The sequence below is a fragment of the Aphanizomenon sp. UHCC 0183 genome, assembly GCF_009712065.1.
Lineage (GTDB): Bacteria > Cyanobacteriota > Cyanobacteriia > Cyanobacteriales > Nostocaceae > Dolichospermum > Dolichospermum heterosporum.
In genome coordinates this window covers 25,808-40,512 of sequence record NZ_VILC01000015.1, presented here as the reverse complement: position 1 = coordinate 40,512, position 14,705 = coordinate 25,808, and the positions used below count along the sequence as shown (strand labels likewise).

The 14,705-nt window shown below is 36.1% G+C and carries 8 protein-coding genes and 1 pseudogene; 8 read left to right on the top strand and 1 reads right to left on the bottom strand.

Annotated features, from left to right (window positions below):
- Nucleotides 1-83 precede the first annotated feature (83 nt).
- The 7 genes from FJR37_RS07405 (at nt 84) to FJR37_RS07375 (ending at nt 10,543) form a co-directional block, all read left to right on the top strand.
- Nucleotides 84-566 carry a chemotaxis protein CheW gene (locus FJR37_RS07405; protein WP_168465685.1) on the top strand — a complete coding sequence of 161 codons (483 nt, stop codon included), beginning with the start codon at nt 84-86 and terminating at the stop codon, nt 564-566.
- Nucleotides 547-1,839 carry a protein-glutamate O-methyltransferase CheR gene (locus FJR37_RS07400; protein WP_168465684.1) on the top strand — a complete coding sequence of 431 codons (1,293 nt, stop codon included), beginning with the start codon at nt 547-549 and terminating at the stop codon, nt 1,837-1,839. Before FJR37_RS07405 ends, FJR37_RS07400 begins: the two co-directional genes overlap by 20 nt.
- A gap of 50 nt (nt 1,840-1,889) precedes the next feature.
- Nucleotides 1,890-3,782, top strand: coding sequence for a methyl-accepting chemotaxis protein (locus FJR37_RS07395; RefSeq protein WP_168465683.1), 1,893 nt, complete (start codon nt 1,890-1,892; stop codon nt 3,780-3,782).
- A gap of 5 nt (nt 3,783-3,787) precedes the next feature.
- Nucleotides 3,788-4,582: a chemotaxis protein CheW gene (locus FJR37_RS07390; RefSeq protein ID WP_168465682.1), complete on the top strand. Its 795-nt coding sequence runs from the start codon at nt 3,788-3,790 to the stop codon at nt 4,580-4,582.
- 343 nt (nt 4,583-4,925) lie between these two features.
- Nucleotides 4,926-7,808, top strand: coding sequence for a hybrid sensor histidine kinase/response regulator (locus FJR37_RS07385; RefSeq protein ID WP_168465681.1), 2,883 nt, complete (start codon nt 4,926-4,928; stop codon nt 7,806-7,808).
- A gap of 50 nt (nt 7,809-7,858) precedes the next feature.
- A complete protein-coding gene (locus tag FJR37_RS07380; protein ID WP_168465680.1) occupies nt 7,859-8,869 on the top strand; it encodes a chemotaxis response regulator protein-glutamate methylesterase in 1,011 nt (336 codons plus the stop codon).
- Nucleotides 8,870-9,031: 162 nt separating this feature from the next.
- Complete coding sequence (locus tag FJR37_RS07375) at nt 9,032-10,543, top strand: response regulator (RefSeq protein WP_168465679.1); 1,512 nt, start codon at nt 9,032-9,034, stop codon at nt 10,541-10,543.
- A 271-nt stretch (nt 10,544-10,814) separates the two neighbouring features.
- Here FJR37_RS07375 and FJR37_RS07370 read toward each other — a convergent pair.
- A pseudogene (locus FJR37_RS07370) lies at nt 10,815-11,234 on the bottom strand (transposase); the annotation flags it as partial.
- A gap of 746 nt (nt 11,235-11,980) precedes the next feature.
- On the opposite strand from FJR37_RS07370, the gene FJR37_RS07365 reads away from it, so the two are divergent.
- Nucleotides 11,981-14,698 carry an NHLP bacteriocin export ABC transporter permease/ATPase subunit gene (locus FJR37_RS07365; protein WP_217355208.1) on the top strand — a complete coding sequence of 906 codons (2,718 nt, stop codon included), beginning with the start codon at nt 11,981-11,983 and terminating at the stop codon, nt 14,696-14,698.
- Nucleotides 14,699-14,705 lie beyond the last annotated feature (7 nt).

The window sequence follows — 14,705 nt, the reverse complement described above, 5'->3', positions numbered from 1 at the left end:
AATTGCTGAAATTTGATTGACTTCCTATGATAGGATACAACATTCTATGATAAAATACGCGCAATTACTTTTATTATACTGCCATGTTAATGCTGCTTTTCTGCGTTAGTAGTGATTTGTACGCCATTGAAACTTCCCATGTAGTGGAGGTTATCCCCAGAATGGCTTTGAGAAAAGTACATCATGTTCCAGACTGCGTAGCTGGTTTATTGAATTATCGAGGTAAAATCGTACCAGTGGTAGACTTGTGCTATTTGATTGGTAATACATTTAGCCAATTTTGCCTCAGTACCCGGATTATTATGGTAAGCTACCCCCATCAAGATTATGGAAAACAATATTTAGGATTAATAGCAGAAAGGATTACAGAAACTTTAAATAAACCAGCAACGGACTTTGTACATTCTGGTATTCGGGTGAGAGAAGTACCATATTTAGGAGGAATGCTAATGCATGAAAAAGGAGTCATCCAACGAATTAATTTAAAACAATTGTTTGCTGATGTCGAAAATACTTACTTATTAACAGGGGGAGAAAGTTGTATAAATGAGTTATCTAAAAATTGAGAACCTATTACGCAAAAAAATCGGTATTGACCCCAATATTATTGATGCCAGCAAAATTACCAGATCTGTAGAGATTCGTCGTTCTATCTGCGGGTTCAGTCATGTAGATGAATATTTGCAGATGTTACAGACATCAAGTCAAGAATTTGACGAATTGGTAGAATTGATAGTTATTCCCGAAACTTGGTTTTTTCGAGAGATTAAATCTTATGATGCTCTGACAAATTATGTCCGTTCTCAATGGTTAAATAAATCTCACTGTAGAAAACTTCGCTTGTTAAGTATTCCCTGTTCTACTGGAGAAGAACCTTATTCTCTGGCTATGACATTGTTGAGTCTAGGTTTACAACCAAATCAGTTTCATATTGATGCATTTGATATTAGTAAAAAATCTTTATCTAAAGCGAAAAAAGGAATTTATACCCGGAGTTCTTTTAGAGGTCATAACTTAGAATTTCAAAACCGCTACTTTAAGTCTATAGGTAAGGAATATCAAATATCTGATCAGGTAAAAAATACAGTTAATTTTAGTCCAGGTAATTTACTAGATTCTCAGTTTTTATTGGACAAAAAATCATATGATATTATTTTTTGTCGGTGTGTTTTAATTTATTTCGATTCATTGTCCAGAAAAATTACTTTAAAAAGTCTAAATCATTCATTAAAAGAGGGAGGGATAATATTTGTGAGTGCATTAGAAACAAGAGAATTACTTAATTCAGATATAGAAGTAATTCGTTTAAATGGTGTGCTTGTGGGACAAAAAAAAGTCATCCTTACAAAAAATGTTAATTCAAATCACCTATCCATAGGTGATCATAAGTCAGAAAAACATAAACATCCTCTAACACCAAATATAAATGTCACAGAAATACCTCCAATCCTACCAAAAACTTCCAAAATTGATAACAACCAAATTACACTAAATCAATATGGAATAAATAAATTACCAAATACGACAGAAACAAATGATTCTAATCTAGAAAGAATTCGTAACTTAGCTGATGAAGGTTATTTAACCGAAGCTATATCCCAATGTCAAAAATATTTACAAGTAGATATAACAAGTGTAGAAGCATATCTTTTATGCGGTCAGATTCATCAAGCTCAAGGACTAGAATCACAAGCTGAAGAATGCTTCCGAAAAGCTGTTTATCTTGACCCGAAAAACCCTGAAGCTTTACTACATTTAACTTTACTTAAAGAACAAAAAGGAGAAATGATCAAAGCAAAGATTTTACGGCAAAGGTTACAAAGATTACAACTATTGTGAGATAATGAATGTGAATAAGCTTCATTTAAATTAAAAAATTAGGGTGTTTTATGCTGAATAATTTGAGTTTACAAAAGCGTTTGGTGAGCGGATTTTTAGTTGTTGGGTTAATGATTCTAGTGGTGGGTATAATTGGCTGGAGTTGTTCTTATCGTCTAACTAAACATATTAGGACATTCTCAGATAAAACATTTCCCAATACAGTTAATTTATGGAAAGTCAATGAAGCACAAACCAGAGTAAACGCATCTGAAAATATCTTACTTTCACCAGCAATAAGTATGGATCAGAGGCAAAAAGAAATTACCAGAATTAAATCAGCCTTAAAGGATGTCGAAAAGGGATGGGAGTTATACAAAAAGTTAACTCGTGACTCCGAAGAAGACCGAATTTATCAAAAAGCTTTGCTGGCATGGGATAAATGGTCAGCAGACAGTGAAAAGTTTCTTCAGTTCAATGATGAGTATACTGGATATGGTTGTGAATTCACCGCAGATAGCGGAAAAGCTAACACACCTAAAGTCACGACAGGCAAAACTGCTATTAATAACTGCAATTTAGGCGCAGCCGAAGCTGCTATAAAAGTAATTGATAAGATGATATATTTTTCAAACACTCAATTATACCCTAGCTTTGAAAAAGCAACTCAGCTAATACTTGAACTAATAGCATATAATAATGATTTAGCGAATGAAGCTACAAAAGAAGCCAATATCGATGTAAGTCAAACTAATTTCTGGATAGTGTTATTCTTAATAATTGGTCCTGTAACTGCCGTTGGTTTTGGATTTGCTTTTAGTAAACCAATTGCTAAAAGAGCAGAAGAATTAGTCAAAGTTTCTAACTCTATAGCTCATCACAATTCTACCATACAGATGCAATCATCTTATGGACAAGATGAACTAAGTAAACTACAAACTGCTTTCTATACAGTTGCATCTAAAATTGGTGAATTGGTGAATATTGCTCAAAAAATATCTGGTGGAGATTTGACAACACAAATTCAGCACTCAGATACTCAAGACGAAATTGGCAAATTACAAAATGCCTTTTATACTATGAACAAGGATTTAAGTACCTTGATTCAACGTATTCAAGAGTCAGGTGTACAAATTACCACTTCTACTACACAAATTGCCGCTTCTGGCAAAGAATTGGAAGCCACAGTTACAGAACAATTAGCTTCTACAAACCAAGTTACGGCTACTGCTCAAGAAATTGCTGTCACCTCTAGAAATCTAGTCAAGATAATGGACCAAGTAGCAGAAATGACTAAAACAACTGCTGCTGATGCAGGTGAAAGCCGTGATCAATTGCAAGAAATGGAAGATACTATGCGGCAACTAACAGAAGCCACAAATTCTATTACTTCCAAATTAGGAATAATAAATAAAAAAGCCAACAATATTAATAATGTTGTTGTCACAATTACCAAGGTTGCAGATCAGACTAATATTTTATCATTAAATGCTGCGATAGAAGCCGAAAAAGCCGGAGAATATGGGGCAGGTTTTGCAGTCGTAGCGCGAGAAATTCGCCGATTAGCAAATCAAACTGCTGTCGGCACTTTGGAAATTGAGCAAATAGTTAAAGATATGGAATTGGCTGTTTCTGTGGGTGTGATAGAAATGGATAAGTTCAATAATTCTGTGAATAGTAGTGTGAAACAAGTAAACAAAATTAGTACCCAAATTGGTAAAGTTATTAATCAAGTCCAAAGTTTAGCACCCCAATTTATACAGGTAAGTGAAAGTATGGAAGAACAATCTCAAGGAGCGGTACAAATTAGCGAAGTAATGGAGCAATTAACAGATGCTTCACGGCAAACTGTTAATGCTTTGCAGGAAACTAATAGTGCTTTGGAACAATTGGAAGAAGCATCGCAATTATTACGGTCAGAAATTTCCCGTTTTCAGGTTAAAGATTTAAGTAAAAAAAGGTGATGCTGATGAAAGCAGATAATTATATCAGCAATGGCAAAGAAAGTGATGGGGTAGTATTAAATACTGCCAATACTGAGGGGCTAGTTTTCAATGATTGCTGGAATCAAATTGGCATTAAGGGTGATTACACTTGTAGCGAGTTAAAAACTGTCATTCATTGCTATGAATGTCCGGTTTATGCAGCCGTGGGTGATAGTTTATTAGAAAGAGAAGCACCAGTAGGTTATCTTGAAAACTGGATTAAAATTCTCGAAGAAACATCTGTAATTGTTGATATTACTGACAGTAATGAAGCAATTGTTCGCAGGTCTGAAGCTGTTGCTATTATTATATTTCGACTAGGAAATGAGAAATTAGGACTACCAGTTAGAATCTTGCAAGAAGTTACCCATCCTTGTGCCATTCAACCTCTACCTCATCGCAGTAATGAATTATTCTTAGGTTTGGTAAACATCCGTGGGGAGCTATTACTTTGTGCTTCTCTCCATTCTCTTTTACATATCCAACCAACTCAGGAGAATATCAACAAAAAACTAAATCAAGAAACTAATTCCACAGTTAACCCAATTAATCTTCAACGGATGATTGTAGCTGGAAAAGGAGAAGATAAATGGGTATTTCCAGTAGATGAATTACATGGAATTTTTCGCTTTCACCCCAAAGAGTTGGAAGATCCACCTGTTGTTATTACCCAATCTAAAGCAGGTTATACCAAAGGTATTGTATACTGGGAAAACAAAAAAGTAAATTATCTTGATCCAGACTTATTGTTTTATAATCTCAATCATAAGATTTTGTAATTGATGATTCATAAACAATTCAAAATTTAAGGCTCTTTTCTTAGCAATACCTTAGCCAAATTACGAGGGTAAGATGATAATGCTTTAACCATGAACTCCCGTTTCTCGCTATGCTTGGCAAAAACAATCAGCCCTAAAAATTCCTTAAAGGTTTCCGGCAAGGATTTTTTAAATGTATTGACGGTAGAATAAGGTTTTTAGATTCTAAACTACCTTTTCCTCGAAACGCTTATGTATGTATGTTTATTTTTGCCGTTTTTGCCAAAAATCATAAGGGCTCTTATTTTGGCTAAGGTATTGAAACTTATATCCATAATTCCCAGCCTCTAGTTACCACATACTTATGATAAATTACACCATACTAGAACTATTCCGTCAGGAAGTAGAAACCAATGTTAACACCATAAAACAATGTCTTTCTGTATTGAAAAATCAGCCATTTTCTGAGAATGAAATTGACCAAGCAATACAAGCGGCTCATTCTTTATGGGGAACTACTAGGATTGTGGAAATGGAAGCAGCTTCCAACCTGGTGCAATTAATGAAAGACTGCTTTATTGCTGTTCAGAACCGAAGTATTACTTTAACGACCGAGGAAATTGATACCTTGCTTCATGCTAATGATTTACTTTTAAGTGTGAGTAAAAAGGCTAAGGGTAATTTAGATACTTGGATGACAGATCATGCTTGGGATTGGAATACTACTCAAAAAATAATTGCTAATTTAGTGAACACAGAACGGGTAATAACTGATACAAAACGGGTGACAATTGATAGTAAAGAAGAAAGACAACAGGTGATAGATAATTCTCCCCCTGCTTCTCCCATCGAATTGCCAAGGATGAGTAATAATAGTTCAATAATGGATTTATTTAGGTTAGAGGCAAAAGCGCAAGTTGCTATTCTGAATCATGAATTACTGGCTATAGAAAACAATCCCCAATCATCACAGATTTTAGAAACTATGATGCGGGCGGCTCATTCTATCAAAGGTGCAGCACGAATTGTCAATTTAGATGGGGTGGTAGAATTAACCCACGTGATGGAAGATTGTTTTGTAGCCACCCAAGCCAAGACCATTACTTTAACTCCCGATAATGTAGATGTGTTATTGCAAGGAGTGGATTTCTTACAAAGTATTAGTCAACTGAATGATGTAGAACTACCAGATTGGTTGGAAAAACATCAAGCGGATTTTATAAATATTCGTGATAATGTAGCGGCAATTTTACAGCCGGATACACCAATTACTAATCACCAATCCTTAGCCCCTAGTTCCCAGTCCCCAATTGCCAATCACCAATCCCCAGTTGCTTTGGAAAAACATCAAGCGGATTTTATAAATATTCGTGATAATGTAGCGGCAATTTTACAGCCGGATACACCAATTACTAATCACCAACCCTTAACCCCTAGTTCCCAGTCCCCAATTGCCAATCACCAATCCCGAATTGCTACTGTTGAGGTAGAAAATACAGCAAAATATCACAACCGTGTAGTGGACGTAAGTGCTGATAATTTGAACCGAATTATGGGTTTAGCCGGGGAATCATTAATTGAAGCTAATTGGTTACAACCTTTTGCAGATTCGATGATGTCACTAAAATCGCGGATGTTGGATATTTCCCAGCATTTAGAACAGTTACAAGAATTCCTTGATCAGAATTTAAATGATCAACAAAGAAAACAATATTTAGTACAAGTGCGACAGCAAAAACAGGAATGTATTGATTATATTACTGATCGCTTGAATGAACTAGAATTATACGTACGTCGTACTGCTAATTTATCAGACCGTCTTTATCGGGAAGTAATTAATTCTCACATGAGACCTTTTGAAGATGGTTTACAAAGTTTTCCCCGCATGATTCGGGATTTAGCACGCAAGTTAAATAAACAAGTAAAGTTAGAAATTATTGGCAAATCTACACCTGTTGACCGTGATATTATCAAAAGACTAGAAGCACCTTTAACTCATATTCTCAGAAATGCTGTAGACCACGGAATAGAACTTCCAGAAGAACGCATTTCCTCCGGTAAATCTCCTGAAGGGACAATTCGTTTAGAAGCCTTTCATCGTGGAGGAATATTAGCAATTACTATTAGCGATGACGGTAGGGGCATAAATCGTGAACAGTTACGCCAGAAAGTTATCAATAAAAACTTAGCAACAGCAGATATGGTATCTCAACTCTCAGATCCCGAATTAATGGAATTTCTTTTTCTACCGGGGTTTTCTACCACTAAACAGGTAACGGAAATTTCTGGACGAGGTGTAGGTTTGGATATTGCTAGAAGTATGGCGCAAGATGTAGGAGGAACGATACGGGCAACTTCTCAACCAGGAAAAAGTACAAGTTTTCACTTTCAACTTCCTCTGACTTTATCAGTAGTGAGAACACTATTAGTAGAAATTTCTGATAAACCATATGCCATTCCTTTAGCACGGATTGACCAAATAGTCACCTTGGAAAGATCAGAAATTACCTATGTAGAAAATCGCCAATATTTCACCATGAATTCCCAAAATATTGGTTTAATAGCTGCCCATCAAGTTTTAGAATTACCAGAAGTAACACAGCAAAATAGCTCAGTTTCTATTATTGTAATTAGTGACCAAAATAGCACTTATGGCTTAGTAGTAAATAGGTTTTTGGGTGAACGAGATTTAGTTGTTAGACCCCTAGATCCCCGATTGGGTAAAGTTTCTGATATTAGTGCTACGGCTTTATTAGGAGATGGTTCACCCGTTTTAATAATTGATGTTTCTGATATGGTACTTTCAATGAATGCTATCCTCAAAGGTGGAAGTTTATCTAAGGTAATGATGCAAGCTGAATTAGAAAGTGAAACTCAATACCAAAAAATTTTGGTAGTTGATGACTCTATTACTGTCAGAGAAATGGAACGTAAACTATTAGAAAATCGTGGTTATCAGGTAGATACTGCGGTTAATGGTGTGGAAGGTTGGAATGCGGTACTTACTAAGGAATATGATTTAGTCATTAGTGATATTGATATGCCCCGCATGAATGGCATTGAATTAGTCAAGCAAATCAAAAATCATCCTCGTTTAAATCATTTACCTGTAATTATTATTTCTTATCGTGACAGAGAAGAAGATAAAATTCAAGGTTTAGAAGCTGGGGCTGATTATTATTTAACTAAGAGTAGTTTTCATGATGATATATTAATTAATGCAGTTATTGATTTAATAGGTCAATAGTCAGTTTTTATTTATTAAAAATCCCCAGTCCCAAATCACAAATTCTCTGTATGAAAATTGCCATTGTTAATGATAAACTTGTCGATATTAATATCCTAAGGCGGATTATTGAATCTGTACCATTCTATGACGTAATTTGGATTGCTAGAAATGGTAAAGAAGCTATTAGTAAATGTCAAGAAAATGTCCCTGATTTAATCTTAATGGATTTACTTATGCCTGTGATGGATGGGGTAGAAGCAACCCAACACATTATCAACTATTATCCTTGTGCAATTTTGATTGTCACTAGAAGTAAAGAAGATAATATTGCCCAGGTTTATGCAGCAATGGGTTATGGTGCTTTAGATGTTGTTAATACTCCGGTGATAGGCACAACAAAATCTTCAAGTATGACCGATAAATTACTGCACAAAATAGCCAGAATTGCCAAATTAACTCAAAATGTTTCCACCCCACGCAAAATTAAGTTAGAAAGTGAAAATGAACTATATAAATCAATGGAATTAGTTGCAATTGGTTCTTCTACCGGTGGTCCCAAAGCTCTGGCAACAATTTTATCAAAACTACCAAGTAATTTGAATGCTGCTATTGTTATTGTTCAGCACGTTGATGGTCATTTTTCTAGTGGTTTCGCAGACTGGTTAAACCAGCAAATACCCTTACCTGTAAGATTAGCCGTACCTGGTGATTACTTGCAAAAAGGTACAGTTTTAGTGGCGGGTACAAATGATCATCTTTACTTAAATCCAGATTTAACCTTATGTTATACCAAAAATCCGATTGATTACCCTTATCGTCCTTCTGTAAATGTATTTTTTAACAGTCTTGCTCAACATTGGAAAAAGAAAGGAACAGGAATTTTACTCACAGGAATGGGTAAAGATGGTGCAGAAGGATTAAATGCTTTAAGACTCCAAGGTTGGCATACAATCGCCCAAAATCAAGAAAGTTGCATTGTCTACGGAATGCCTAAAGCTGCTGTTGAATTAAATGCGGCTGTTCAAGTATTATCTCTAGAGAATATATCTATATATATACAAAAACTTTTAAATAAGTAGGTGAACAGGAAAATTTAAAGGTATGTAACGGTATGTAAAGTTGTCTCAATACGATATCCTGATTGAGTTTCAGCCATTTTACAAAACGCAATACCCCTCATTTTTATTTTGTTCACCTACTTAAATGACAGGTAAATTTCATTAATCACTAATCACCTAATTATGGAAGAACAAATTACAGTTTTATTAATAGATGATCAATCTATCATTAGTGAAGCTATTCATCGAATGCTCAAATCTGAACTTGATATCAGTTATCACTACTGCAACGACCCCACTAAAGCCATTAAATTCGCTAAAGAATGTCAGCCTACAGTCATTCTTCAAGATTTAGTCATGCCACAAATGGAAGGGTTATTATTACTCAAATACTTACGTTCTCAAGATTCTCCTACTGCCAATATTCCCATGATTGTCCTTTCCAGTAAAGAAGATCCAACTATCAAAGCTAAAGCGTTTGAATTAGGGGCAAATGATTACTTGGTAAAACTGCCAAATGCAGTGGAATTAATAGCCCGAATTCGTTATCATTCCAAAGCTTATATTAACTTTCTCAAACGTCAGGAAGCAGAGGCTTTATTCAAAGCAGAAATTATACGTCAAGGGGCATACATTGAGCAAGTTGGTAAAGTAACAAGTGCCGCCTCTGATGTAGAAAAAGATGCTTTTCAACCGAGTGTTTTAGAAGAAGTTACTAAACGTAGCGACGAACTAGGACAACTAGCGAGGGTATTTACTAACATGGTGAAAACAGTGAAAACTAGGGAAAAAGAACTTACTAATGCTAACACCCAGCTAGAGTCTTTATTACAAGCTTACGGAAGATTTGTACCTCATGAATATATAAACTTTCTCAGGAAAGACAGTATTAATGATGTGCAACTGGGTGATCATGTTAGTAAAATTATGGGAGTAATGTTTAGTGATATTCGTTCCTTTACCACTATCTCTGAGGGAATGACACCCCAGGAAAATTTTAATTTTGTTAATGCTTACCTTAAAAGAGTTAGTCCTGAAATTCGCAATAATTATGGACTAATAGTTAAATTTTTAGGTGATGGGATGATGGCAGTTTTTCCTGATGGTGCTGATGATGCTGTAGTGGCTGGTATTGCTAAACTTAAACGGGTAGAAGAATATAATAAAGAACGTATTAGAAATGGCTATATTCCTATTCAAGTTGGGGTTGGTATTCACCTTGGACACATGATGTTGGGAATGGTTGGGGAAAAAAACAGAATGCAGGGAGATGCCTTTTCCGATAATGTCAATTTAACAGCCCGTTTAGAAGGATTGACAAAATTTTATGGTGTTTCTTTATTGATTTCGGGACAAGCATTAGAAAATCTGAGTAAGTCTAGTAAATATCAAATTCGCTTTTTAGATCGGGCAGTTGTCAAAGGAAGAACTGAACCTATTTCTATTTATGAAATATTAGATGGAGAGCTTGACGAAGTCAGGTTAATTAAATTACAAACCCAACCTGATTTTGAGCAAGGATTAGAATATTATCGCCAAGGTAATTTTAGTAAAGCCAAGGATTTTTTGGAAAAAGTTTTATCTATCAATGCTGCGGATAAAACTGCCAATTTATATTTAAGTCGAGTCAATTATCTGTTACAACAGGATCAAATAGAAAATTGGGATGGAGTTTGGAGGTTTACCGAAAAATAACCAAAAAGATTTTAGATATACTCTAAACGGTTAAGACTTGGACTTTTTTGAAAGTCTGAAAATTCAGAGACAGCAAGCTATCTAGCTTTTCTTGTTTGTCAGTATTAGCGGTGTTAATACCAGGGCTATTTTATTCTAAAAAAGAGGATAAAATGGTAGAGATATCCAGGCATCTATGAGCAGTAAAAATGTCAGAAATAGCAATTCTAGAAGCATTCACAGACTTACCAGACCCCATGAAGAACCGCAGGACAACGCCATGAAAAAGCACTGGTACATAACCCACCTTTAAGCAACGCAAACCAATTCTTTTTAAAAATTCTCTCACTTGTGTTGGACTGCGCTTAATACCAGTTAATCTTTCAATGGTATCACTCGCTTCTGCAATACTTGAAACCGGGGATTTTTCAAAATACTCTTTCAAAATATCACTAGATTGATTTAACTCACTTGGTCGTCCTTTATATTTGATTTTTTTGAGTTCTTCTACCCCTCCTAATTGATATTGTTTAATATATATTGTTAACATTGTTTTCGATATTTGGCACAAACTACAAATTTCTTTGTGTTTTATACCCTGGCTTTTTAAATACAGGACTTCCATCTTTTTCTGTACTAATGGATGAGGATGATGATATCTTTCATAATGTAGCCTATCAATGTCTTCTTCCATAAAATCTATTCTCAACATCAGACTTTACCTTTTAATAGCACCAGGGGAAGCGCATCTAAATTTTATTGACAAAATACCGATTTAATGCGTAAACCAATAAATCCTAATTTATCGTTTGATTGATTTTTTCAGAGTCATAGTGATGGAATAAAATATTGTCAATAATGGTCGTTAATGCGAATATTTTGGTCATTATTGAGATTAAATTGCCCTTATTGATAAGATGCATTTCCCCTGTTAATAGCACCAATCTTGATTAGCTGTTTATCATACTTGTTTTTGCCGCCAAATAAAAGTCCAATTTTTAACCGTTTTTAGTATAAGTAGGTTGGTGTTGAAAATTGTCGTTATGGCAAGGCAAAAGGCAAAAGGCAAGAGGCAAGAGTGAAGAGGGTTTGGACGATTTTACATTTATTTACACAGTTTGGTTTTATTGTGTTCACCTACTTACACTAAAATATTATTACCATTTTTGCCACTTTTGCCCTTTTGGGAAGTTTTCAGCTTCCTTTTTTACATCAAGTCAACAGCCTAGTAGTTCGTCAAATTTATTTTGACGGGTAATAATCCGAAAAAACTTTTGTTCTTCCCTCCCCTATCTCCCCTACCTCCCCTACCTCTCTTCTCCCCCTACCTCTCTTCTCCCCCTACTTGCCTTCACCCGTCATTTTCGGGTTGACAGACTACTAGTCTGACTCCTGTCAGAATCAGGTAATGACAATTTTCTCAGTAAATTAGTCCCAAAATGATATTTAATAGTTCAAATGGATACAAAAATAAATCATACCCCTAGTAATAACAGCACATTAACCGAACATATCGTCGAAAATAATACCCCGATCCACCTGAATACAACCAGTGAATTTTGGATAGTGACATCTGGAGCAATGGCAGTATTTTTTGTCACAACTGTAAATGGTATTTCTCAAGGAGCGCGGCGTTATTTGTTTGATGTCAATGCAGGGGATGCACTTTTTGGTATTTCGCCAACTTTAGAAGGTCAATCTTATGAGCTGATTGCCGTAGCTTATGAAGAAACTCGACTGGAAAAATCAGATTTGTTAGACCAGTTTAAGGAGACGGATTCAATCCCTAATAGCAATTTCGAGTTTCTACAGCTAATAAAAAATTGGTCTAACAGTTTGGTTGCTTTTTTTAGAACTGCTAATATCCAATTAACAGATACAGATATTGATATTCAGGAATTACATACTCCCAGTGAGATAGTTGAAAATCTGTATCAATTTCAATTAGACATTGTTGGTTGTTTACACCAACTGCAACAGCAGGAAGAGGCGGCACAATCAACCCAGTTTAATAATCGGCAAAAACTGAATCAACAAATTAGCAACCAATCCATTGGCAATCTTACTGCTATTTTTCAGCCTAAAATAGTGGCATTACTCCAAGAAGGAACAGCACTATTAATGGCTGCTGGAGCCGTTGGCAGAGTTTTAGGAATTGATATTCGTCCCCCTGCTCGTTCTGAAGACCCCAAACGAATTAAAGACCCTTTAGAAGCTATAGCCAGAGCTTCTCGTATGCGTATCCGACGGGTAATTTTGAATGGTCTGTGGTGGCAATCAGACTGTGGACCTTTGTTAGGTTACACAGTAGAGGGGGAAAAACCTGTAGCTTTATTACCAGTAGGCAGTCATGGCTACGAAATATTCGATCCTGAAAAGTCTCAGCGTCTTCCCTTCAATGTTGATACAGCTAAACTAATTTCCCCAGTGGCTTTCATGTTTTATAGCCCGTTTCCGGAAAAAATATCGAACACACTGGAAGTTCTCAAATTTGCGACAAGAGGGAAAACCAAAGATATTATTACCCTACTATTGATGGGTATTTTAGGTTCACTATTAGGTATGCTCACTCCTCAAGCTACAGGTATCCTTATTGACAAGGCTATTCCTGATGGCAATCGGGGCTTAATATTCCAAATAGGGCTGGGATTGTTAAGCGTTATCGCTGGTACTACCTTGTTTGAATTGATTCAAGGCACTGCTACATCACGTGTGCAAACCTTGACTTCTGTTTCCACTCAAACAGCAATTTGGGATCGGTTGCTGAAATTGCGAGTTGCTTTTTTCCGCAGATATTCCACAGGTGATCTGCAATCTCGTGTTTCTGCTATCACCCGTATCAATGACATAGTTAGTGGCACAGTTCTGAAGACAATATTTCATGGTTTCTTCTCTCTGCTAAATTTGGGACTGTTATTCTACTACAATGCCAAGTTGGCATTTATAGCTGTAGGAGTGGCAGTGGTTAATATAATCTTCACCACAGTTTCAGGTATCCTAACCAGTAAAAGAATGACACCCTTGCAAGAAATAGAAGGTGAGATATTTGGTTTAACAGTGCAGTTGATTGGGGGAGTATCTAAATTATATGTGTCAGGTGCTGAACAACGGGCATTTGCTTACTGGTCTAAAAGATTCAGTCGCCAACTACAATTAATTCTCAGTACCCAAGCAATAGAGCATACAGTTAGTTTCTTTAATACAATTTTGCCGAATATCAGTTCGATGCTAATTTATTTTGTAGTTGTCAGTTTAGTTTCCAAAGGAGGAACGGGATTTTCTACAGGTACTTTCCTAGCCTTTAATACTGCTTTTGGTACATTTATTGGTGGTGCAACCAGTTTGAGTAACACACTTATCGAAGTCTTGGAAGTTTCTGTATTGTGGAAACGTGCTAAACCAATTTTAGACGAAATTCCTGAAGTTAATGATGATAAAACAGATCCAGGTCGGCTCAGTGGTGGGGTAAAATTAGATCGGGTAAGTTTCCGTTATCGTCAAGATATTCCACTAACACTGGATAGAGTTACTATTGAAGCCGAACCGGGAGAATTTATTGCTTTAGTTGGTCCTTCTGGTAGCGGAAAATCAACTACTGTGAGGTTATTGTTAGGTTTTGAACAGCCGGAAGAAGGTACAATTTATTACGATGGTCAAGATTTGTCAGGTTTAGATATTTCAGCAGTCAGGCGACAGTTGGGTGTAGTGTTGCAAAATGGTCGCATCAACAGTGCTTCTATATTTGAAAATATTTCTGGTGGGGCACTAGTGACGATGGATGAGGCTTGGGAAGCAGCAAAAATGGCTGGTTTTGCGGAGGATGTGCAACAGATGCCAATGGGGATGCACACAGTAATTTCTGAAGGTGCAACCAACATTTCTGGTGGTCAACGTCAGCGGTTGTTAATTGCTCGCGCTTTGGTACTCAAACCGAAAATTTTGATTTTTGATGAAGCGACGAGCGCCTTAGATAACCGTACCCAGGCAATTGTTAGTCAAAGTTTAGAACAGTTAAATGTAACTCGCATTGTTATTGCTCACCGTCTCAGTACAATTCGCAATGCTAATCGTATTTATGTTATTGCGGCGGGACAAGTGTTACAAAAGGGTAATTTTGAGCAATTGATGGCACAACCGGGTATGTTTGCCGAGTTGATGCAGCGACAATTGGACTAAATCACAA